Origin of the sequence: Streptomyces sp. NPDC057623 (assembly GCF_042800355.1) — a bacterium.
Taxonomy (GTDB): domain Bacteria; phylum Actinomycetota; class Actinomycetes; order Streptomycetales; family Streptomycetaceae; genus Streptomyces.
On the sequence record NZ_JBHVGZ010000098.1, the window covers coordinates 1 to 1,279 of the forward strand.

The 1,279-nt window shown below is 65.5% G+C and carries 1 protein-coding gene and 1 pseudogene; both read right to left on the reverse strand.

The features are described 5' to 3' along the window. Positions 1-77 precede the first annotated feature (77 nt). Positions 78-146 (reverse strand): hypothetical protein, encoded by a 69-nt coding sequence (locus ACFU95_RS46390; RefSeq protein ID WP_383842454.1) that lies wholly within the window; start codon positions 144-146, stop codon positions 78-80. A gap of 98 nt (positions 147-244) precedes the next feature. Continuing rightward, positions 245-1,015, reverse strand: a pseudogene (locus ACFU95_RS46395) (hypothetical protein); the annotation flags it as partial. Between the last annotated feature and the right edge of the window lie 264 nt (positions 1,016-1,279).

The window sequence follows — 1,279 nt, forward strand, 5'->3', positions numbered from 1 at the left end:
CACAGGCCAGCAGAGCACACGAAGGAGGAAGAACGCCCTGGCTACGGGGTCAGCGACTCAGCCGGGCTCCAGGGAACTCACGGGATGTCGCACATGTAGACGTGCATGAAGAAGTTGCGCTGGGGGTCCCACAGCGAGTTCTGCACAGCGGCCTTGAGCTGCGCGGCCTTGGCGTCGTAGTCGTCCGCGGTCGCCGTGTCGCCGTGTCGCCGTTCATCGTGGCGATCTTGCTGATCGCCTGAGCGGCGCTGAACATGTACGCGTTGATCGTGGGCCGGAAGCCGCGGCCACCGCTGAACCAGTTGCTGCTGTGCATCGACGTCTCGGTGTACTCCGTGGCGTCGGACAGCGGCGTCTGGTGGTAGAGATCGCTCGTCGACTGGGTGCCGTCGACCGTGATGTCGCTGGTGAGATTCGAGTCCCACCTCTTGTACAGCGCGATCAGATGCGGGAGCGCGGACTTGATCTGCGCGGCGTCCCCGGTCACGAGATAGCGCTGGTAGGCGGCGCTGGTGATCCACTCACTGAAGTTCCGCACGCCCGAGTTGCCGGCCCCACGCAGCCAGAAGTCCAGGTAGTCACCCGCGTAGTCGCGGTTGCGCAGCCAGCGCCCGTCCAGCAGGTGATAGCCGGCCGCGTCCGGAAGCGCGGTGTACGGGTTCCCGGCGTACCCGATCGGCACGTCGTACTCGGTCGACACGTATCCGGTGCCCGGCACCGTGTAGCGCAGCGCGCGCTTGAAGGTGCTCCACCGGTAGTAGTAGACGTCGTCGATGTCGTTGTCGGGAGTGTCGAGGAACGGGATGTTGTCCTTGTACCACTGCCGCTCGTCGAGCTGGCTGGCGGCGAGGATCGCGTCCTGGTCGAGTGCCACCGCGTTGGGGTCGTCGGCGGCCAGGGCGGGGGACGCGCCCGGGCCGGCACTCAGCAGGCTGACGGACAACACCGTGCCGCACAGGGCGGCCAGGGCGCGGTTGCTACGTCTGAGTCGGTAACGCATCGAGGTGACCTCCATAGGGCACTCATGCGACGGTTCGAGTTGTTCGATATTACGAACTTTGTTCGAAATTCTGCGAGACGGTAACGGTGGGCCTGGAGGGAACGCAATAGCTGCAACAGCAGCAGTTCGGAGCACGGCAGGCGTTGGCGCGTGACGGCACGGCGGTTGTGGGGGCACCGGGTTCCAACCCCCCCCCCCCCCCCTTCCCCCCCCCCTACCAGCCTTTCCAAAAGGGGGCTTCTCTTTTCTCCCCCCCCTCCCCCCCCCCACACAAAAAAA